At 37.6% G+C, this 18,483-nt stretch carries 22 protein-coding genes; 16 read left to right on the top strand and 6 right to left on the bottom strand.

The annotated features are described in order from the left end of the window. On the top strand, nt 1-1,440 hold the full coding sequence (locus tag SFC32_RS06495) for a glutamate synthase subunit beta (protein WP_074564451.1): 1,440 nt from the start codon (nt 1-3) through the stop codon (nt 1,438-1,440). A 185-nt stretch (nt 1,441-1,625) separates the two neighbouring features. Further along, the gene (locus SFC32_RS06490; protein ID WP_074564449.1) at nt 1,626-2,288 is read left to right on the top strand and encodes a CHAP domain-containing protein; all 663 of its coding nucleotides are present in this window, start codon (nt 1,626-1,628) and stop codon (nt 2,286-2,288) included. A gap of 96 nt (nt 2,289-2,384) precedes the next feature. Here the strand turns inward: SFC32_RS06490 and rnjA are convergent, their stop codons facing one another. Beyond that, nucleotides 2,385-4,067: a ribonuclease J1 gene (rnjA, locus tag SFC32_RS06485; RefSeq protein ID WP_039696257.1), complete on the bottom strand. Its 1,683-nt coding sequence runs from the start codon at nt 4,065-4,067 to the stop codon at nt 2,385-2,387. A gap of 1 nt (nt 4,068) precedes the next feature. Beyond that, nucleotides 4,069-4,299, bottom strand: a complete 231-nt coding sequence (locus SFC32_RS06480; RefSeq protein WP_039696258.1) for a DNA-dependent RNA polymerase subunit epsilon — start codon at nt 4,297-4,299, stop codon at nt 4,069-4,071. Between the two features lie 188 nt (nt 4,300-4,487). On the opposite strand from SFC32_RS06480, the gene tsaB reads away from it, so the two are divergent. The 3 genes from tsaB to tsaD are packed head-to-tail and all read left to right on the top strand — an operon-like array spanning nt 4,488 to nt 6,623. Continuing rightward, nucleotides 4,488-5,180, top strand: a complete 693-nt coding sequence (gene tsaB / locus SFC32_RS06475; protein ID WP_411049584.1) for a tRNA (adenosine(37)-N6)-threonylcarbamoyltransferase complex dimerization subunit type 1 TsaB — start codon at nt 4,488-4,490, stop codon at nt 5,178-5,180. Nucleotide 5,181: 1 nt separating this feature from the next. Next, the gene (gene rimI, locus SFC32_RS06470) at nt 5,182-5,616 is read left to right on the top strand and encodes a ribosomal protein S18-alanine N-acetyltransferase (RefSeq protein ID WP_411049583.1); all 435 of its coding nucleotides are present in this window, start codon (nt 5,182-5,184) and stop codon (nt 5,614-5,616) included. After that, nucleotides 5,613-6,623, top strand: coding sequence for a tRNA (adenosine(37)-N6)-threonylcarbamoyltransferase complex transferase subunit TsaD (tsaD, locus tag SFC32_RS06465; protein ID WP_411049582.1), 1,011 nt, complete (start codon nt 5,613-5,615; stop codon nt 6,621-6,623). The genes rimI and tsaD overlap by 4 nt, the downstream gene beginning before the upstream one ends. Before the next feature lie 50 nt (nt 6,624-6,673). Here the strand turns inward: tsaD and SFC32_RS06460 are convergent, their stop codons facing one another. Further along, on the bottom strand, nt 6,674-7,075 hold the full coding sequence (locus SFC32_RS06460) for a MarR family winged helix-turn-helix transcriptional regulator (protein ID WP_411049581.1): 402 nt from the start codon (nt 7,073-7,075) through the stop codon (nt 6,674-6,676). Nucleotides 7,076-7,183: 108 nt separating this feature from the next. On the opposite strand from SFC32_RS06460, the gene SFC32_RS06455 reads away from it, so the two are divergent. Further along, nucleotides 7,184-7,666: a GNAT family N-acetyltransferase gene (locus SFC32_RS06455; protein ID WP_411049580.1), complete on the top strand. Its 483-nt coding sequence runs from the start codon at nt 7,184-7,186 to the stop codon at nt 7,664-7,666. Nucleotides 7,667-7,722: 56 nt separating this feature from the next. Here SFC32_RS06455 and rpsN read toward each other — a convergent pair whose 3' ends face one another. Beyond that, entirely contained in the window at nt 7,723-7,992 is a 270-nt protein-coding gene (gene rpsN, locus SFC32_RS06450; RefSeq protein ID WP_024343539.1) for a 30S ribosomal protein S14, read from the bottom strand. Nucleotides 7,993-8,131: 139 nt separating this feature from the next. After that, nucleotides 8,132-9,304, bottom strand: a complete 1,173-nt coding sequence (locus SFC32_RS06445; RefSeq protein ID WP_411049579.1) for an NAD(P)/FAD-dependent oxidoreductase — start codon at nt 9,302-9,304, stop codon at nt 8,132-8,134. A gap of 221 nt (nt 9,305-9,525) precedes the next feature. On the opposite strand from SFC32_RS06445, the gene SFC32_RS06440 reads away from it, so the two are divergent. From SFC32_RS06440 to SFC32_RS06430, 3 genes are all read left to right on the top strand, one after another. Continuing rightward, on the top strand, nt 9,526-10,071 hold the full coding sequence (locus SFC32_RS06440) for a DUF536 domain-containing protein (protein WP_015695665.1): 546 nt from the start codon (nt 9,526-9,528) through the stop codon (nt 10,069-10,071). Nucleotides 10,072-10,145: 74 nt separating this feature from the next. Beyond that, nucleotides 10,146-10,733, top strand: a complete 588-nt coding sequence (locus SFC32_RS06435) for a 3'-5' exonuclease (RefSeq protein WP_411049578.1) — start codon at nt 10,146-10,148, stop codon at nt 10,731-10,733. 102 nt (nt 10,734-10,835) lie between these two features. Further along, on the top strand, nt 10,836-11,555 hold the full coding sequence (locus tag SFC32_RS06430; RefSeq protein ID WP_411049577.1) for a MerR family transcriptional regulator: 720 nt from the start codon (nt 10,836-10,838) through the stop codon (nt 11,553-11,555). Nucleotides 11,556-11,596: 41 nt separating this feature from the next. Here SFC32_RS06430 and SFC32_RS06425 read toward each other — a convergent pair whose 3' ends face one another. Then, complete coding sequence (locus SFC32_RS06425; protein WP_074564436.1) at nt 11,597-11,896, bottom strand: YbaB/EbfC family nucleoid-associated protein; 300 nt, start codon at nt 11,894-11,896, stop codon at nt 11,597-11,599. Nucleotides 11,897-12,136: 240 nt separating this feature from the next. Between SFC32_RS06425 and SFC32_RS06420 the strand changes: the two genes are divergently transcribed. Genes SFC32_RS06420 through SFC32_RS06390 form a run of 7 tightly spaced genes read left to right on the top strand, consistent with a single transcriptional unit; the run spans nt 12,137 to nt 18,464 of the window. Next, nucleotides 12,137-13,018 (top strand): substrate-binding domain-containing protein, encoded by an 882-nt coding sequence (locus tag SFC32_RS06420; RefSeq protein WP_411049576.1) that lies wholly within the window; start codon nt 12,137-12,139, stop codon nt 13,016-13,018. A gap of 9 nt (nt 13,019-13,027) precedes the next feature. Beyond that, nucleotides 13,028-13,873: a phosphate ABC transporter permease subunit PstC gene (pstC, locus tag SFC32_RS06415; protein ID WP_411049575.1), complete on the top strand. Its 846-nt coding sequence runs from the start codon at nt 13,028-13,030 to the stop codon at nt 13,871-13,873. A 1-nt stretch (nt 13,874) separates the two neighbouring features. After that, nucleotides 13,875-14,753, top strand: a complete 879-nt coding sequence (pstA, locus tag SFC32_RS06410) for a phosphate ABC transporter permease PstA (protein ID WP_074868563.1) — start codon at nt 13,875-13,877, stop codon at nt 14,751-14,753. Continuing rightward, nucleotides 14,746-15,495, top strand: a complete 750-nt coding sequence (gene pstB / locus SFC32_RS06405) for a phosphate ABC transporter ATP-binding protein PstB (protein ID WP_074868561.1) — start codon at nt 14,746-14,748, stop codon at nt 15,493-15,495. Before pstA ends, pstB begins: the two co-directional genes overlap by 8 nt. Beyond that, entirely contained in the window at nt 15,492-16,145 is a 654-nt protein-coding gene (phoU, locus tag SFC32_RS06400; protein WP_039696281.1) for a phosphate signaling complex protein PhoU, read from the top strand. The genes pstB and phoU overlap by 4 nt, the downstream gene beginning before the upstream one ends. Beyond that, nucleotides 16,142-16,819 carry a winged helix-turn-helix domain-containing protein gene (locus SFC32_RS06395; RefSeq protein ID WP_074964997.1) on the top strand — a complete coding sequence of 226 codons (678 nt, stop codon included), beginning with the start codon at nt 16,142-16,144 and terminating at the stop codon, nt 16,817-16,819. The genes phoU and SFC32_RS06395 overlap by 4 nt, the downstream gene beginning before the upstream one ends. Further along, entirely contained in the window at nt 16,812-18,464 is a 1,653-nt protein-coding gene (locus SFC32_RS06390) for an ATP-binding protein (RefSeq protein ID WP_411049573.1), read from the top strand. The genes SFC32_RS06395 and SFC32_RS06390 overlap by 8 nt, the downstream gene beginning before the upstream one ends. Nucleotides 18,465-18,483: the final 19 nt, after the last annotated feature.

Genomic DNA, 18,483 nt, shown 5'->3' with positions numbered 1-18,483 from the left:
ATGGCTAATCCGTTTGGATTTTTGAAATATGATCGAAAAGACAATCCGTTTCGTCCTGTTGCTGAACGCATCTTGGACTTTGAAGAATTACAAGTTCCATTAACAGCAGAAGAGCGCCAAAAGCAAGCTGCGCGTTGCATGTCTTGTGGGATTCCTTTCTGTCACTCAGGACAATTTTACGGTGGTGGACGTGCAGTTTCAGGTTGTCCAAATGACAATTTGATTCCTGAATGGAATGATTTACTATACAAAGGTGACTATAAGCGTGCATTTGAGCGTTTATCACGCACTAATCCGTTTCCAGAGATGACTGGACGTGTTTGTCCAGCTCCATGTGAAAAAGGCTGTACAGAGGGCCTCAATGGCTCTGGTGTTACTATCCATGATAACGAACGTTTTATCATCGATACAGCCTTTGAAAATGGTTGGGTAGAAGAATCAGGTCGTCCAGCATTTCGTACAGGATTTAAAATTGCCGTTATTGGTTCAGGTCCTGCGGGCCTTTCAACAGCATGGCGTCTTAACAAACTTGGTCACAGTGTTACAGTTTATGAACGTAGTGATCGCTTTGGTGGACTTTTGATGTACGGTATTCCAAATATGAAGTTGGATAAAGAAGTTGTTCAACGTCGTATTGATCTTATGGAAAAACTTGGTATCAATTTTGTTGCCAATACAGAAGTTGGACGTGATATTACTGCAGATGATTTGTTGAAAGAATATGACCGTGTAGTTCTTGCCACTGGTGCTAGTGTGCCACGTGATTTGGATGTTCCTGGTCGTCACTTGACTGGTATTCGATTTGCAGTTGATTTCTTAACAGAAACAACTAAAAATGTTCTTGCATCTGATAACAAAAAACTTGGTCCAACACTTGAAGGAAAACATGTTCTTGTTATCGGTGGTGGTGATACTGGTAATGACTGTATCGGTACAGCGGTTCGTTTAGGTGCAGCAAGCGTTAAACAGCTTGAAATCACTCCAGAACCACCAGAAAAACGCTTACCAACTAATCCATGGCCACAATATCCAATGATCAAACGCGTTGGATATGGACAAGAAGAAGCTAACTATGTTCAAGATACTGAATTGACAACTTATGCAACATCAACAACAGAATTTATTGGTGCTGATCGTGGCCAAGTCATTGCTGCGAAAACTATCAAAGTTGGTCCTGGTTTCAAACCAATCGAAGGTACCGAAGAAACGATTAAAGCTGACCTTGTTTTGTTAGCAATGGGATTCACTGGTGCTGAAAAATCACTCTTTGAACAATTTGGTGTCCAAAGTGTTTATGATGATTATTCAACTAACAACGATCGTGTCTTTGTTGCTGGTGATGCTCGTCGTGGTCCAAGTCTTGTCATTTGGGGAATCCGTGAAGGACGTAAGGCTGCTGAACAAATCGACCAAGGCCTTCGTGTCATGGTTGCTCAATAATGAATTAATCTAAGCGTTTAACACACTTTCTTGTTTTCAATCATAAAAAAACTGTCCATTGGGCAGTTTTTTTGTAACGTTCATTTTGCAAATTGAGATTTCGTGAAATATAACGCTTACAATCCTTTATATAATTTGTAATATTGGCTTGCTATACTAGTGTTCATAAAGGGAGGAAGATTTTTATGAATTATAAAACAAAATTAGTTCTAGCTACGGCGACATTGTCAGGTGCTTTGCTATTTTCACAAGTAAATGTAAAAGCAGATACTTACACCTTGCAAAGTGGTGATTCATTTTATAGTGTGGCGCAGATGTATGGACTGAGTGTTTATGATTTAGCAGCCTTAAATGGTATGTCGATTTATGACACTATTGTTCCTGGGCAAGTGCTACAGATACCTGATAAGACACCAATTGATCCATTTGTGACTAATTTGTTAACATCAAGTAGGAATTCTGAGGCAAGCCAAACTGATGTGCCAGCGTCAAAGCAGGACAGCTCGACTAATACTTACCCTGTTGGGCAATGCACTTGGGGTGTTAAGCAGGTAGCTACTTGGGCAAGTAATTGGTGGGGAAATGCTGGCGATTGGGCAGCCAATGCCGCTTCACAAGGTTATGTGGTTGGGACACAGGCTGAAGTAGGAGCTATTGTCTGCTGGACTGATCCTGATAGTTATGGGCATGTGGCTTACGTGACAGCTGTAAATGCCAGTGGGCAAATCCAAGTTTTAGAATCTAATTATGGCAATAAACAATGGATTGATAATTATCGTGGTTGGTTTGATCCAACAAAGAGTAACACTGCTGGAACAGTCAGCTATATCTATCCAGAAAGTTATTAACAAGATAGAATAAGTCTGGAAAAATTCCAGGCTTTTTTATTTCTGTGGATAAGTTGTTGATAAAAAGCTAGTTGATGTGATCAACTAGCTTTTTGATTATTTATCATCTGGTGTGAGAATCATTGGAATAATGATTGGTTCACGTTCAGTTTTTTCGTATAGGAATGGACGAAGCGCGTTAACGATAGCACCGTTAACAGATTGGATACTTGCATCTTTGTTTTTCAAAGCAATGCGGATAGCATTGAAGAGAACACGTTGACTTTCGCGAATAAGGTCACCAGATTCACGCATGTAGATAAATCCACGACTAAGAATGTCTGGACCTGCCAAAATCATTTGGCTATCAAAGTCAACAGTAGCAACGGCAAGAACAACACCGTCTTCAGATAAATCACGGCGGTCACGAAGTACGGCAGCACCGATATCTCCGATACCATTACCATCAACATAGATATCCTGGGCGTTAAAGTGTCCAGCACGACGAGCTGAGTTAGCTGTAAGAGCTAGCACATCACCGTTTTCCATGATGAAGATATTGTCTTTTGGCACACCTGTGTCCATCGCTAAACCAGCGTGGATTTTAAGCATGCGGTATTCACCGTGAACTGGCATGAAGAATTTTGGTTTCATCAAGCGGAGCATAAGTTTTTGCTCTTGTTGTCCACCGTGACCAGATGTGTGGATATTGTTAACTTTTCCGTGGATAACTTCTACACCAGCTTCTTGGATAGTGTTGATAAGTTTGTTAACACTTGTTGTATTACCAGGAATTGGGCTAGAAGAGAAGATGACAGTATCGCCAGGTTGTAGTGTAACTTGACGGTGTGTACCATTAGCAATACGTGCTAGCGCAGCCATTGATTCACCTTGGCTACCTGTACACATAATCAAGATTTCACTAGCGTGGTAGTCTTTGATTTCGCTTGGTTCGATAAATGTTCCTTTTGGAACTTTGATGTAACCAAGTTCAATACCATTTACAATGGCTTTTTCCATTGAACGTCCGAAGACTACGATTTTACGTCCAGTTTTAACAGCTGCTTCGGCAGCTTGTTGGAGACGGAAGATGTTTGAGGCAAATGACGCAAAGATAATACGTCCGTGGATACCTTCAATAATCTTCATAATAGATTGTCCAACAACTTTTTCTGAGTTTGTAAAGGTTGGAATTTCTGCGTTAGTAGAATCAGATAGCAAACATAGGACGCCATCCTCACCAAGTGCAGCCATGCGGTGGATATCTGCTGGTTCACCAACCGGTGTCCAGTCAAATTTGAAATCCCCTGTGCAGACAATTTTACCTTGTGGTGTGTGGATAACGATTCCTAGAGGTTCCGGAATTGAGTGGGTTGTACGGAAGAATGTAACGCTAAGGTTTTTAAAAGTCAACTCTGTATTGGCGTTGATTTCATAAAGTTTAGCGTCACGTAAAAGTCCGTGTTCTTCCAATTTTCCTTTGATAAGTGAAAGCGCAAGTGGTCCAGCATAAATTGGAATATTGGCTTGCTTCAAAAGGAAAGGAATCCCACCAATGTGGTCTTCGTGCCCGTGAGTAATCACAAGGCCTTTAATGCGATCGATATTGTCAACGATATATGAATAGTCTGGAATAACGTAGTCAATACCGAGCAAATCGTCTTCTGGGAATTTGATACCAGCATCTACGATAATGATTTCATCTTGATATTCAATACCGTAAGTGTTTTTACCAATTTCTCCGAGACCACCAATCGCATAAACCCCAACTTCTTCGGGTTTTAAATTGATTTGTGACATGTTATAACTCCGTTAATTTAAAGGCACCTGTTTCTTTTTCGTAGGCTAAGTGTTTGTCTGAAAGAAGTTCAATGTATTCAACGTTGTAAGGTGTTTTTGCCTCTACAAGTTCACGAGTTTTGATACGTCCTTCAAGTTCGTTAGCTGCGTCAATTTCTAAATAAAGAGCTTTAGTTTGTTCGCGGCGTGGGTTACGTTCTTTTGTTTCTTGATAAAAAACTTTATAAATCATAGTTTTTTCCTTTCTTGATATACCTGTGGTTAATCAAACTACACAAAACACGTCAACTAGCTTGTACATACTTGCTACTTGACCAGTTCTTATTAAATTTTTTCTGAGTAATTGATTTAACCTTGATTCGTTGCAATTATTAAAATTATATCATAAAATAAGAAGTATAATCAAGTGAGGGAATTTAAATGATGAAAGTTTTAGCCTTTGATACATCAAGTAAGGCTTTGTCTGTTGCCATCTTGGATGGTGAAAATTTACTAGCCGATGTAACGGTCAATATTAAGAAAAATCACAGCATTAATTTGATGCCTGCGATTGATTTTTTGATGAAAGCAGTTGATTTAAAACCAACTGATTTGGATAGAATTTCAGTAGCTCAAGGTCCAGGTTCATATACTGGTCTTCGTGTGGCAGTTGCGACTGCTAAAACGCTAGCTTATACGTTGAATATTGAATTGGTAGGTGTTTCTAGTCTTTATGCACTTGCTGCTACAGCTGATTTTGATGGCTTAGTTGTCCCAGTGATTGATGCTCGTCGTAACAATGTTTATGCTGGTTTTTACAAAGACGGTCAATCTGTTAAAGACGACCAACACATGAACTTTGCCGATGTTCTTGAAGCGGTTAAGGACGAAGAAGCTGTTATGTTTGTTGGTGAAGTTGCTAATTTCAGCAATCAAATTGCTGAGAGTCTTCCGCAAGCTAAGGTTCTTTCTGTTTTGCCGTCAGCTTATGCTATTGGTAGACGTGGTCAAGAGTTACAACCAGTTGATGTGGATAGCTTTGTGCCAAGTTATCTAAAACGTGTTGAAGCAGAAGAAAATTGGCTTAAAACACACACAGAAAATCCAAGTGCAAATTACGTCAATCGCATCTAATATGAAAGATTTACAAGCAAGTGTTACTGCTGTTTATGAGATATTGTCAGATGTTTACCTAGTATCTCCGTGGTCTGAAAAGCAGATTTTATCAGACATGCAACAGGATAATGTTGATTACTTTTTTGTCAAAAAAGATGAAAAAGTTGTAGGATTTTTAGCCATTTCACAATTGGCTGGGGAACTAGAAATTACAAATATTGCCATAAAAAAAGCTTATCAAGGACATGGCTTAGGTAGCCAATTACTGGCTAATCTGGACCATGTTGATTTTCCGATTTTCTTGGAAGTGAGAGCGTCAAATACTCCTGCACAAGCTTTGTATGAGAAATTTGGTTTTGACATTATTGGCAAGCGTAAGCAATATTATCATGAACCAGTAGAAGATGCGATTATCATGAAGCGCGAAGGTAAATACGAGGTAATTAATCGATGAAAGATAGATATATTTTAGCCGTGGAGAGTTCTTGTGATGAGACAAGTATTGCGGTTTTAAAAAATGACAGTGAGATTTTAAGTAACGTCATCGCAAGCCAAATCGAAAGTCATAAGCGTTTTGGTGGTGTCGTGCCTGAAGTAGCTAGTCGTCACCATGTTGAAGTAATTACAACTTGCTTTAAGGATGCTTTGGAAGCTGCAGGCATTGAAGTTAGCGACTTAGATGCGGTTGCAGTCACTTACGGACCTGGTTTGGTTGGTGCGATTCTGGTTGGAATGGCGGCTGCTAAAGCTTTTGCTTGGGCTAACAATTTGCCATTGATTCCAGTCAACCACATGGCAGGACACTTAATGGCGGCGCGTGAAGTAAAAGAACTTCAATACCCATTGATGGCTTTATTGGTTTCTGGTGGTCACACAGAACTTGTCTATGTGTCTGAACCAGGTAATTATAAGATTGTTGGTGAAACACGTGATGATGCTGTAGGTGAAGCTTATGACAAAGTTGGTCGTGTGATGGGCTTGACTTACCCAGCGGGACGTGAAATAGACCAATTGGCACATAAAGGAAAAGATATCTATGATTTCCCACGTGCGATGATTAAAGAAGACAATCTTGAGTTTTCATTCTCAGGGTTGAAATCAGCCTTTATTAATCTCCATCATAATGCGGCTCAAAAAGGTGAAACTCTTTCAAATGAAGATTTGTCAGCATCATTCCAAGCAGCTGTCTTAGATGTTTTAATGGCTAAAACCAAAAAAGCTTTGGAGAAATATCCAGTTAAAACCCTTGTAGTAGCAGGTGGTGTGGCGGCAAACCAAGGGCTTCGTGAACGTTTAGCAGATGAAATCACAGAAGCAGAAGTTGTCATTCCCCCACTACGTCTATGTGGTGATAATGCGGGAATGGTTTCACTAGCTGCAGCTATTGAATACGACAAAGGACATTTTGCAGGACTTGATTTAAATGCCAAACCAAGTCTAGCCTTTGATACATTGGATTAAATATAAATAAGCTCCTGAAAATTTCAGGGGCTTTTGATTTATTACCAGGTTTAGTAGTTTAATTTTGACATGAGTTTTTCGAGCTGAGCAACTTCATCTGTGGATAAGTTTGATAATAGCAAATCAGATTGTTGCTGTTCATATTCATGAAGTTGTGGATAAATGTCCATGGCTTTTTCTGTTGGGTAAACACGCTTGATTTTTTGATTAACAGAATCTTTCTTTAATTCAAAATAGCCAAGCTTAACAAGTTTTTTGATGGTTCTAAAGGCTGTTGTGCGATCAATTTGGACATTATCAGCTAATTCCCCTAAAAACATACCAGGTTGTTCACAGATACGAATGATATAGATATAAAGGTTATTATTTAAGCCAAATTCTTTAAAGTGATTGTTAGAATCTATTTGAATAGTACGCGTAATGGCACCAATAGTACGAATGATTTTAAACATTTTATCTCCTCGAATAAATTTTATCAAAAAATTATTGCATTTACAATAAAATGTGCTATAATATGAGAAATATTATTGCAAATACAATTAAATAAAAGGGGAGAGTTTATGGAAATCAGAATTTTTGAGCCAAAATTTAATCAGTCAGTAAAAGAGATGATTTTAGATATTCAACAAAATGAATTTCTACTTCCAATCACGCTATCTGATCAACCTGATTTATTGAATATTGAACGTTCATACCAAAATAAAGGTGGACAGTTTTGGGTGGCTGTGGATAGCAGCAGTGGTCATGTAATTGGATGTCTTGGTTTAGTTGCACTTAGAGATGGGAATGTTGCTTTAAAGAAAATGTTTGTTGCAAAACCTTATCGAAAATTAGGTTTAGGGAAAAAGTTATTAGAAGAATTTATTACTTATTGTTATGAAAATAGTAAAAAGGCGATATTTCTTGGAACAACATCAGATTTTGAAGCTGCTCAATATTTTTATCAAAAATCTGGATTTAAAGAAATTACTTCGGCAGATTTACCTGAAGATTTTCCACGTTTAACTGTGGATAACCGTTATTACACTTATTACATTAACTAAAAAAGCAGACTACGTCTGCTTTTTTGGTGATAAAAACTTTTTTCTTTCTAGATATATTACCAGCTGGCTTTTGTGACCCCTGGGATTTTTCCTTCGTGAGCAAGATTACGGAAGTTGATACGGCTCATGCCAAATTTTCGCATGTAAGCATGAGGACGACCGTCAATGCGGTCACGGTTTTTCAAGCGATTTGGATTTGAGTCACGTGGTAATTTACGAAGGGCTTCGTAATCACCTTTAGCTTTTAGTTCGCGACGCAAGTCTGCGTATTGTTCAATGAGTTTTAATTGTTTATTGTATCTAGCGATTTTTGATTTTTTAGCCATAATATCTCCTTTTAGTTAACTGGTTAACAAAATTAATTATAACACTTTTGGATTAAGAATCAAACAAAAAACCTTAACTAGTTAAATATTTTTTAAAAAATATAAAAAAGAAATCCAAAATTGGATTTCTCAACAATTGTTAATAATGTAAACTTCCAGCAACCCAGCCTGTGCACAAGGCAACCGTGATATTAAAACCACCTGTGTGGGCATTGATATCAAGGACTTCGCCAGCAAAGTGCAAGCCTGGAACTTGCTTGCTTTCAAGAGTTTTAGGATTGATTTCTTTTAAGTCAACGCCGCCTTTGGTTACAAAGGATTTTGCGAGAGACATTTTTCCAGCGACCTTGATTGGTAAAGCTTTTATCTTATCCACAAGCTCTTTTTCTTGATTTGGGGTCAGTTGTTTGACTTTTTCAGGAAATGGCTGAGCAAAAAAGTTTGCTAAGCGCTCAGGGACAAGCATTTTAAGAGTATTCTTAAGTGATTTTTCACGATGTTCTTCTAAAAATGCAAGAAGGTCTTCTGTGGATATATTGGGGATAACATCGAGTGTGATAGTTTCTCCACCTTTAATAAAACTAGACATGCGAAGCGCAGCGGGTCCAGATAGTCCAAAGTGGGTAAAGAGTAAATCATGTGTAATGTGATGTTTCCCATAAGATAGGTTGATATCGCTCAGAGAAATTCCCTGAAGTTCCTTGTGTGGAAAATCTGTTAATAAAGGACTTTCTGCTGCTTCAAGTTCGGTTAAGTTTAACTTGAAGTGACGAGCGATTTCATAGCCAAATCCAGTCGAACCAGTTGATGGATAAGCTTTCCCACCAGTTGTGACAATGAGTTTTTTACAGACAAACTCATCTGAAGCAGATTTGATGTGGAAAAGGTTATCGATTTTTTTCACAGAAACGACTTCGGTATTTGTTAAAACGGTGCCTCCTAGTTCGCTAATTTTATGTGCTAGAGCATCGATGATTGTTTTGGATTTATCAGTTTTTGGGAAGACGCGCCCATGGTCTTCAACTTTTAAAGCAACGCCATTTTCTTCAAAGAATCGCATGATATCATGGTTGTCAAATTGTGAAAAGACACTATATAGAAAACGCCCATTGCCAGGGATGCCTTCCATCAGGTCGTCAATAGTACCGTTATTTGTGACGTTACAACGACCGCCACCTGTACCAGCTAATTTTTTGCCGAGGCGTTTATTTTTTTCAATCAGTAATGTTTTGTAGCCATAATAGCTGCTGGAAATAGCAGCCATCATTCCAGCAGGTCCCCCGCCGATGATAATTGTATCGTATTGTTTCATATAATCATTGTAGCATAAAATATTTCTATCCCGTAGTCAAATGCTAATAGATATTTTTGAAATAGAGTAGCGAGTTTACAGAAAATGACAGAAAGTTGACACGATTGCAAAAAAAGCCTATCAATTCAAGCTTTAAGCAGTCAAGTAACTGGCTAAAAATTGACAATCAAGTGTTCATGTGTTATCCTTTTCATAAGTATTTCAATGTAAAAGAGGATATTATGGCAATCGAGAAAACAGTTAGTGAAATTGCTGAGATTCTAGGAGTTAGCCGCCAAGCGGTTAATAATCGTGTTAAGAATCTCCCAGAAGAAGATGTAGATAAAAATGAAAAAGGTGTTACAGTAGTTAATCGTAGCGGCTTGATCAAATTAGAGGAAATCTATAAAAAAACTATTTTTGAAGATGATCCAATTGACGAAGAAACAAAACAACGTGAACTTTTGGAAATTTTAGTTGATGAAAAAAATACAGAGATTACACGTCTCTATGAACAACTAAAAGCTAAGGACAAACAATTGGCTTCAAAAGATGAGCAACTTCGTGTTAAAGATGTTCAAATCGGTGAGAAAGACAAGCAACTAGATCAACAACAACAATTGACACTAGCTGCTATGGAAGATAGCAAACGTCTTCAACTTGAACTTAATGAAGCTAAGGCTGAGTTTGAAGAAATTCAAACAAAAACAGAAGAAGCTATTCAAGAGCAAGAAGAACAAGCAGCCACTCCGAAAGGATTATTTGCTCGTCTCTTTGGTAAAAAATAGGCTTATTAGGCGGAGCTGGGACGAAAGTTCCAGCTTGTTTTATAAAGAAATGATGATGTTTTTAGGGAGGAATTATGGAAAAGCTATCTGAGTATATTTCCTTTGACTTGGAATTTAATACTGTTGCTGAGATCAGTCACATCATTCAGGTTTCTGCTGTAAAATTTCGAGATGGTGTAGAAGTTGACAACTTTGACACTTACGTTTACACAGATGTTCCTTTACAATCTTTTATTAATGGCTTAACAGGTATTACATCTGAAAAAATTGCGAACGCTCCAAAGTTGGATAAAGTCTTGGCGGATTTTAAAGATTTCGTAGGTGAGACAGCTCTAGTTGGTTATAATGCCTTGAAATCTGACTTGCCTCTTTTAGCTGAGAATGATTTAGACTTGACAGAGCTTTACAAGGTTGATCTTTATGATGAAGCTTATGAACGTCGTAGTTCTGATTTGAATGGAATTGCAAATCTTAAGTTGACAAGCGTTGCTGATTTTTTAGGAATTTCTGGACAAGGGCATAATTCTTTGGAAGATGCTCGTATGACAGCTCTAGTCTATGAAAAATTTATGGAATTTGATGAGAATAAATCTTATCTGAATCAGCAAGAAGAAGAGCATGGTGACAATCCATTTGCTGCTTTGGGTGGCTTTTTCGATTAAGAGCTTAGCTATTTTTCAAAGAAGGAAAAATCATCTAGGGTAACCTCTTGCTTGTGACCTTAGGTTATGTCCTATAATGAGGGCAGAAAGGAGGTGAAGGAAATGTCTCAGACTTACACAACTGGTGATTTGGCTAAATTGGCTGGTGTTTCGGTTCGCACAGTGCAGTACTACGATAAGCGTGGTATTTTGCTACCGTCACAATTGACAGAAGGTGGTCATCGTATCTATACCGAGAGTGATTTGGAACGGCTACATCTGATATGTTTTTTACGAGAGTTGGATTTTTCGATTGAGCAGATTAAGCGTCTTTTTGCTGAAAAAAATGCCAAGCAGGTTTTAGAACTTCTTCTTGTAGAACATATCAAAGAAACTAAAGAGCAACTTGCAGAAAAGAAAGCTAAACTTGACACTGCTGTAAACTTACTTGACAGAGTTAAGAGCCAGTCTGGACAATCACTAGACTTTTTATCAGACATTTCTCTTACCATGAAAAATCAATTATCTTTGAAAAAGGTCCATCGGAAGATGTTTTTCATCTTTTTGCCTTTAATTATCCTTCAAGTGGGAAGTATAGTATGGGCAATTGTGGCAAGGAATTTTTGGATTTATCTGCTTGCTGAAATCATCATACTACCTTTTGCAATCTGGTTTTCAAAGGTATATGCTCAAAATGTTGCTTACGTTTGCCCAAATTGTCATCACCGATTTCAACCAAATTTTAAAACATTTTTCTTTGCTCCGCATACGCCAAAAACACGAAAACTCACTTGCCCGCATTGTCATGAAAAATCTTATTGTTTAGAAGTTGCAAGTAAATAAAAAGCTCGAACCAAATGGTTCGAGCTTTTTTGATGTTTACTTTAGAATGGCAATTTACCTGCAAAAGCGCCAAGTGTTTTTTGAGTAGCAGCATCAACTTGAGAAAGAGCATCGTTGATAGCTTGTGTTGTCATGTCTTGAAGTGTTTCAATATCGTCTGGATCAACAATAGCATCCTTAAATGTGATGTTTACCAATTTTTTATCACCTGTAAATTCAGCAACAACAAGTTCTTGGGCTGATTTTCCAGTAAAAGTAGTGCTAGCCAATTCAGCTTGTTTTTTCTCCATTTGTTTTTGGAGTTTTTGAGCTTGGCGCATCATGTTTTGCATGTTCATCATAATAATCTAGATTCCTTTCGTAGCGAGGGTTTGAGCCTTTATTAATTTGGAAATTTATCTTGAAAAAGATATTAATATTATAGCATCTTTCCTATAGAACTTAAAGTTTGGAGTTAGGGTTATGATTATTGTTTTTGGTCTGATAAGAGAGGATTTTACAAAAACTTTACAAAAAAAAGGTAATGGATTTGATATTAACTGCTTATAATGACGACTATAAAGATGTTAAAGGAGAAAGCCATGAAAAAATGGAAAATGTTAGCCAGTTTAGCTCTACTTAGTTTGGGAGCAGGTTCAGTCTTATCTGCTTGTGGAAAATCATCTAAAACTGAGTCAGGAACGGGGCAGATTAATGTTGTCTCTCGTGAAGAAGGATCAGGGACACGCGGTGCTTTTGTTGAGCTTTTTGATTTAAAAGGAAAAAATAGTAAAGGCGATACAGTTGATATGACTACATCAAGTGCTATCGTAACGAACTCAACATCGGTCACATTAACGACTGTTGCTGGAGATAAGTCAGCAATTGGTTATGCATCATTAGGTGCTCTTAATGACAGTGTCAAAGTTTTGAATATCGATGGCCAAAAAGCTAGTGTTGAGACAATTAAGGATGGTTCTTATAAGATTTCTCGTCCATTTAATATTGTGACAAAATCAGAAATCAGTAAGTCAGCAAAGGATTTCATGACTTATATCTTAAGTAGTGATGGTCAAAAGATTGTTAAGGATAATGGCTATATTCCTCTTGAGCAAAAAGAGCCTTATCAAACAAGTGTGACTACTGGAAAAGTAGTGGTTTCTGGATCTAGTTCGGTAACTCCAGTTATGGAAAAATTGAAAGAAGCTTATGGCAAAGTTAATCCGGGTGTTAAAGTCGATATTCAACAAAGTGACTCATCAACCGGTATCACTGACACTATTGATGGAACATCGGATATTGGTATGGCTTCTCGCGAATTAGAGGAAGCTGAAAAAGCAAAAGGTGTTTCATCAACTGTTATTGCAATGGATGGCATTGCACTTGTTGTCAATAAGGCTAATGAGGTAGAAAATTTGACCAGCCAACAGGTAAAAGATATCTTTTCTGGCAAAATAACAGACTGGAAAGACTTGACTGATTAAGAGGATGTCATGAATCACAAAAAAGAAAAAATCATGCAGGGGCTATTCTTTTTAACAGCCTGTATTTCAATCGTTTCAGTTTTATTGATATGCATTTTCTTGTTGGCAAATGGACTGCCTGCTATTAAAGAAATTGGCATTAAAAATTTTCTTCTGGGAGAAATTTGGCGTCCATCAAGTAATGAATTTGGCATTTTACCAATGATTGTTGGGTCACTTTATGTGACGCTGGGAGCTTTAATCATAGGGGTTCCGATTGGTATCTTTACGGCAGTTTTTATGGCAAAATTTTGTCCACCTGTTCTTTATAAGCTTTTGAAGTCAGCTATTAATTTAATGGCAGGAATTCCGTCGGTTGTTTATGGTTTCTTTGGTTTAGTTGTCCTTGTTCCCTTTGTGCGTAATTACATTGGTGGCTATGGTATGGGAGTACTAACGGCATCGATTCTTTTGGGGATAATGATTTTGCCAACTATAGTTAGTGTGTCGGAATCAGCGATTAGGGCTGTGCCTAATCATTATTACGAAGGAGGATTAGCTTTAGGAGCTTCTCATGAAAGAAGTATATTTTTTGTGGTACTTCCAGCTGCCAAACGTGGCATATTGGCGTCCGTTATTCTCGGACTTGGTCGCGCTGTTGGAGAGACTATGGCTGTTATTATGGTAGCAGGTAATCAGGCGATTTTACCAAGCTCATTAACCTCAGGGGTTCGAACACTAACAACAAATATTGTTATGGAAATGGGGTATTCATCAGGACTTCATAGGCAAGCTTTGATTGGAACGGCTGTTATTTTGTTTCTGTTTGTCTTGATTGTTAACATTGCTTTTTCATTATTACGGAAAGAGGATTAGTATGAAAAATATCAATCAGAGAAATATCAAACAAAAGATTGACTCTCGTAAAAAAGATCCTCTGTCGATGATTTTATTTTGCATGGTGTATTTGGCAGCCTTCTTAAGTTTTTTAGTTATCACTTTTATTGTCATTTATATTCTAGTTAAGGGTGTACCTCATCTTAGTAAGGGCTTATTTGCTTTAACTTATACGACAGAAAATGTTTCTTTATTACCAGCTTTGATTAACACCTTGTTGATAGCGGTATTGACTCTTTTGATTGCTGTTCCGATTGGAATTGGTGCTTCTATTTACCTAACGGAATACGCTAGAAGGGATAACACATTAGTTTCAATTATTAGGATTGCTACCGAAACACTTTCAGGAATTCCATCGATTATTTATGGTTTGTTTGGGGCACTTTTCTTTGTTAAGTATGCGCATTTTGGTCTTTCTTTGTTATCAGGTGGTATTACGTTAAGTATTATGATTCTTCCCCTAATCATGCGTACAACGGAAGAAGCTTTACTATCTGTTCCTGATGGGTACCGAGAAGGAGCCTTTGCTTTAGGTGCTGGAAAATTACGGACAATTTTTAGAATAGTTTTACCAAGTGCAATACCGGGTATTTTCTCAGGGGTTATTTTAGCAATTGGCCGTATTATCGGAGAATCTGCGGCTCTTATTTTTACAGCTGGAACTGTTGCGGAAGTAGCAAGAAGTGTCTTTAGTTCCTCTAGAACTTTAGCAGTTCATATGTATGCGATATCTGGTGAGGGCTTATATCTTAATCAGACTTATGCAACAGCAGTAGTTCTCTTGGTATTAGTCATTGGTATTAATGTTTTATCTGGTTTTGTGGCTAGACGTCTAGGAAGTGAGATGAGTGATGAGTAAGTTAATTGTTGATAATTTAGATTTATATTATGGTGATTTTCACGCGTTAAAATCGATTGATTTAGAAATTCCAGCAAATGGAATCACAGCTTTTATTGGGCCGTCAGGGTGTGGAAAATCCACCTTGTTAAAAAGTTTGAATCGCATGAATGATTTGGTTAAAGATTGTCGTATCACTGGGAAAGTGATTCTAGATGATGAAGACATTTATCAAGATATTGATATCAACAGATTACGTAAAAAAGTTGGTATGGTATTTCAAAAGCCAAATCCATTTCCAATGAGCATTTACGACAATATTGCCTTTGGACCGAGAACACATGGGATTCACGCGAAGACTCAACTAGATGAAATTGTTGAACGTTCTTTAAAACAAGCAGCAATTTGGGATGAGGTCAAAGATCGTTTGACGAAATCGGCTATGGGTTTATCGGGTGGTCAACAACAACGTCTCTGCATTGCGCGTGCTTTAGCTATTGAGCCAGAAGTTTTATTGATGGATGAACCAACTAGTGCATTGGATCCTATATCAACGTCAAAAATCGAAGATTTGGTGATTGCTTTAAAAGAAAAATATAGCATTGTCATGGTAACTCATAATATGCAACAAGCAGTGAGAATTTCAGATAAGACAGCTTTCTTTCTCATGGGGGAGTTGGTTGAGTGTAATCAAACAAGCCAGCTCTTTTCACTGCCGCAAGATGAAAGAACAGAAAATTATATTACAGGGAGATTTGGATGATTCGTTCAACATTTGAAAATCAGCTGCAAGAGCTAACGAAAAATGTCATCTTGATGGGAGCCTTGTGTGAGGATGTCATTTCAAAATCAGTTCAATTTTTGAAGAAAGATGATTCGTATTTGGTTAACAATGTGGTTAAAACCTACCAGAAAATTGAACGGCTTGAGCGTGATATTGAGGAGCAGTGTTTGAAATTACTCTTACGTCAACAGCCTGTTGCTAAAGATTTAAGGCGAGTTTCAGCAGCATTGAAGATGGTTTATGACATGAAACGTATTGGAGCGCAAGCTGCAGAAATTGGTGAAATTGTGAATCAAGGTCACATTCAACCTGGACCAGAGTTAGAGTATTTGCAAAAAATGGTCGGCCATGTTGTAGGTATGGTAACAACCAGTATTGATGCCTTTGTATACGACAATGAAGAGATGGCAAATCAGGTTGTTCGTTACGACAATACAGTTGACCAAGATTTTGATACAATAAAGGTAAATTTGATGACATATTTTTCAGGCAAAGATGTTGATGGCGAGCATGCTATTGATGTCTTGATGGTAGCTAAATACATTGAACGTATCGGTGACCATACGGTTAATATTGCCAAATGGGTGATTTTTTCCATTACTGGGCAATTAGATGGAGATGACATATGATTTACTGTGTTGAAGACGATGATGATATCCGTGAATTGATGCTATATACTTTAAAAACAGCTGGTTTTGAAGCTCTTGGATTTCCAAACGCTGATGACTTTTGGCAAGCCGTGTCTAGTCAAAAGCCTGATTTGGTTTTATTAGATATTATGTTGCCTGGAAGTGATGGTTTAGCCATTTTAGAAAAGCTAGAAGGAACACCTACGACTGCAGATATTCCAGTCATTATGGCAACAGCCAAAGGAACGGAATACGACAAGGTAAAAGGGCTAGATATGGGAGCCGATGATTATCTTGTTAAGCCTTTTGGCATGATGGAGATGATTTCACGAATTAAGGCTGTTTTGCGTCGAAGTCAAAAAGCACCTGCTCCTAAGCAACTACAGCTTGGAAATTTATCACTAGATGTGGAAAATTATATTGTTAAAAAAGATAATCAAGTGATTCATTTAACTCTGAAAGAGTTTGAACTTCTTGCTCTTTTGCTGAAAAATCCCAATCGTGTATTTACCAGACAAGATCTACTTAAACAAGTCTGGGGAGATGATTTTTTAGGTGAAACGAGAACTGTGGATGTCCATATTGGAACGCTTCGAACAAAACTTGGTGATGCTAGCCATTATATTCAAACGATTCGTGGTGTCGGTTATCGCCTGGAGGATGACAATGGTTAAGAAGATTTTTCGTTCGACGCTTATGGTAACTTTGGGAATTCTCTTTTTAGCAATTATGCTGATTATGGGGGTTCTCTATAGCTATTTTGCTCAAGTACAAAAAGAACAACTTCAGACAGAGACGTCCTTAGTTGCCCAAGGGGTCAATCTTGAGGGAAAAAGCTATTTTAATCACCTTAAGGTATCAGGAGTTCGAATGACTTGGATTGACCATAAAGGAGATGTTCTTTATGATAGTCAGTCTAATGCAAAGAAGATGGATAATCATGCCAATCGGAAAGAATTCAAGGAAGCCTTGGCTGATGGTTATGGAGAAAGCACGCGCTATTCATCTACTTTAACAACTAAGTCCTTGTATTTAGCACAGCGTCTTGATGACGGAACGGTTATCCGATTATCAGTGACACAGCACAGCTTATTATTACTGTATATTCGCATGTTTCAACCATTTGCCTTGATTATCATATTAGCTATTGCTTTATCAATCTGGGTTGCGCGATATACTGCCAAACGTATTGTGGCTCCTCTAAATGATTTAGATCTAGATCAGCCACTGCAAAATGAAGCTTATGATGAAATTTCTCCTTTGTTAAGACGAATTGATCATCATCAAAAAGCGTTGAGTAAGCAAGAAGCCTTGTTAAACCAGAAAAAAGAAGAATTTGATACCATCATTTCAAAAATTAAAGAAGGTATTATTTTGTTGGATGCTAAGTGTCAGGTGATTAGTATTAATGACGCGGCGCAACAACTTTTTCAGACAGATCAAACTTGTCTTGGAAAAGACATCTTACAAATTACGAGAGACTTGTCGTTTCATAAATGGTTAAAATCAGGTCTAGCTGGTCATAAGCAAGAGGGAATTATTCATTTTGACAAAGAGAGTTATAAAGTTCTGATTCGCCCGATTTTATTTGATGGTCATGTGACAGGTTTGGTCATTCTTTTATTTGATGTGACGGAACAATTACAAATTGAGCAGCTGCGTCATGAATTTACGGCTAATGTCTCACATGAATTAAAGACACCTTTACATGTTATCTCGGGATACTCAGAGATGCTGGTTAATGGAATGGTTTCAAGTGAGGATGCTCCTTATTTTGCAGGCAAAATTTACAAAGAATCTAAGCGCATGGTTCAACTAGTTGAAGATATTATCAATCTTTCACATTTGGATGAGACTGATCAGGTACCTATGGAAACATTGGACATCTATGCAATTGCTAAAAATGTTCTTGATAGTTTGTCTACCAAAGCTAGTCAGAGACAGATCCATTTACACTTAACAGGTCAGCCAACCATGATGCTAGGAAATCCTGCTTTGATTCACTCAGTTTTGTACAATCTCTGCGATAATGCTATTACTTATAACCGTAATAAAGGAAGCGTCGAAGTTACAATAACATCGGATGAAAAATACGTTTTCTTAGCTATTAAGGATACTGGTCTTGGCATTCCAAAAGAAGAACAAGAACGGATTTTTGAACGCTTCTATCGTGTTGATAAAAGTCGCTCAAGAAAAGTTGGTGGAACTGGTCTTGGTTTGTCTATTGTCAAACATGCTTTAAAACTTCATGAGGCTACTATCCAAGTCAGAAGTCAGGAAAATATTGGAACACAGATGTTACTAACATTTCATAAATAAAAAAGGTTGAACCTAGGGT

This window comes from Streptococcus sp. TATVAM-FAB8 (genome assembly GCF_046592795.1).
Taxonomy (GTDB): domain Bacteria; phylum Bacillota; class Bacilli; order Lactobacillales; family Streptococcaceae; genus Streptococcus; species Streptococcus ruminicola.
The sequence above is the reverse complement of the archived record's forward strand: the minus strand, read 5'-3'. Positions and strand labels throughout refer to the sequence as shown.

Coding starts and splice junctions, on each gene's coding strand:
- SFC32_RS06495 (WP_074564451.1), top strand. CDS start 1: ATGGCTAATCCGTTTGGATTTTTGAAATATGATCGAAAAGACAATCCG.
- SFC32_RS06490 (WP_074564449.1), top strand. CDS start 1,626: ATGAATTATAAAACAAAATTAGTTCTAGCTACGGCGACATTGTCAGGT.
- rnjA (WP_039696257.1), bottom strand. CDS start 4,067: ATGTCACAAATCAATTTAAAACCCGAAGAAGTTGGGGTTTATGCGATT.
- SFC32_RS06480 (WP_039696258.1), bottom strand. CDS start 4,299: ATGATTTATAAAGTTTTTTATCAAGAAACAAAAGAACGTAACCCACGC.
- tsaB (WP_411049584.1), top strand. CDS start 4,488: ATGATGAAAGTTTTAGCCTTTGATACATCAAGTAAGGCTTTGTCTGTT.
- rimI (WP_411049583.1), top strand. CDS start 5,182: ATGAAAGATTTACAAGCAAGTGTTACTGCTGTTTATGAGATATTGTCA.
- tsaD (WP_411049582.1), top strand. CDS start 5,613: ATGAAAGATAGATATATTTTAGCCGTGGAGAGTTCTTGTGATGAGACA.
- SFC32_RS06460 (WP_411049581.1), bottom strand. CDS start 7,075: ATGTTTAAAATCATTCGTACTATTGGTGCCATTACGCGTACTATTCAA.
- SFC32_RS06455 (WP_411049580.1), top strand. CDS start 7,184: ATGGAAATCAGAATTTTTGAGCCAAAATTTAATCAGTCAGTAAAAGAG.
- rpsN (WP_024343539.1), bottom strand. CDS start 7,992: ATGGCTAAAAAATCAAAAATCGCTAGATACAATAAACAATTAAAACTC.
- SFC32_RS06445 (WP_411049579.1), bottom strand. CDS start 9,304: ATGAAACAATACGATACAATTATCATCGGCGGGGGACCTGCTGGAATG.
- SFC32_RS06440 (WP_015695665.1), top strand. CDS start 9,526: ATGGCAATCGAGAAAACAGTTAGTGAAATTGCTGAGATTCTAGGAGTT.
- SFC32_RS06435 (WP_411049578.1), top strand. CDS start 10,146: ATGGAAAAGCTATCTGAGTATATTTCCTTTGACTTGGAATTTAATACT.
- SFC32_RS06430 (WP_411049577.1), top strand. CDS start 10,836: ATGTCTCAGACTTACACAACTGGTGATTTGGCTAAATTGGCTGGTGTT.
- SFC32_RS06425 (WP_074564436.1), bottom strand. CDS start 11,896: ATGATGAACATGCAAAACATGATGCGCCAAGCTCAAAAACTCCAAAAA.
- SFC32_RS06420 (WP_411049576.1), top strand. CDS start 12,137: ATGAAAAAATGGAAAATGTTAGCCAGTTTAGCTCTACTTAGTTTGGGA.
- pstC (WP_411049575.1), top strand. CDS start 13,028: ATGAATCACAAAAAAGAAAAAATCATGCAGGGGCTATTCTTTTTAACA.
- pstA (WP_074868563.1), top strand. CDS start 13,875: ATGAAAAATATCAATCAGAGAAATATCAAACAAAAGATTGACTCTCGT.
- pstB (WP_074868561.1), top strand. CDS start 14,746: ATGAGTAAGTTAATTGTTGATAATTTAGATTTATATTATGGTGATTTT.
- phoU (WP_039696281.1), top strand. CDS start 15,492: ATGATTCGTTCAACATTTGAAAATCAGCTGCAAGAGCTAACGAAAAAT.
- SFC32_RS06395 (WP_074964997.1), top strand. CDS start 16,142: ATGATTTACTGTGTTGAAGACGATGATGATATCCGTGAATTGATGCTA.
- SFC32_RS06390 (WP_411049573.1), top strand. CDS start 16,812: ATGGTTAAGAAGATTTTTCGTTCGACGCTTATGGTAACTTTGGGAATT.